Consider the following 557-nt stretch of genomic DNA (forward strand, 5'->3'; position numbering starts at 1 on the left):
TTATTTGCTCGCCTGTGCGCGAACTTCTGTGAGGCGTTTAGAAATGCGATTCACGTCTTCACGACTGAAGATTTCATCTAGGTTCATCGACAGCTTACGACGCCAGTTTGGATACTCATCAACCGTGCCAGGAATGTTGACCGGTTGATCCATTTCTAGCCAGTCTTCAAGCTGAACGCTAAGCAGTGCAGAATCACCCGCAGCAACGTGCAATTGAAGCGCTTCGCTTAGGTATGAATCCATTGGTACGAACTGCGCATCATGGCCAATGCCTTCTGGCAAGTAACCGTGCCAACGAACGCTGTCTAGGATGCCTTGTTTGCACTTCAAACGGTCAGCGAATAAGCCTTCCAACTGTTTTTCATCTGGGTACAGACCAATCTCACGACCCATTTTCAAGTCATCACAGTGCCAGAAACCGCGTAGGGTTGGCATGTCGTGCGTACACAATGCCGCCATAGACTGCTCTGCGTAATGCTTCGGAGAAATAAAGCCGCCGTCCTCTTTTGAGGTTTCGAAGAAGAAGACTTTGTACGAATGCACGCCCGCATCACGTA

1 protein-coding gene is annotated in these 557 nt (G+C 49.4%); it reads right to left on the minus strand.

The genetic code is table 11. The features are described from left to right. Nucleotides 1-557, minus strand: a 557-nt coding sequence (locus tag R7R78_RS28605) for a 4-alpha-glucanotransferase (RefSeq protein WP_225474910.1), incomplete at its 5' end; no start/stop codon positions are given.

The sequence above is a fragment of the Vibrio sp. 2134-1 genome (assembly GCF_033339495.1).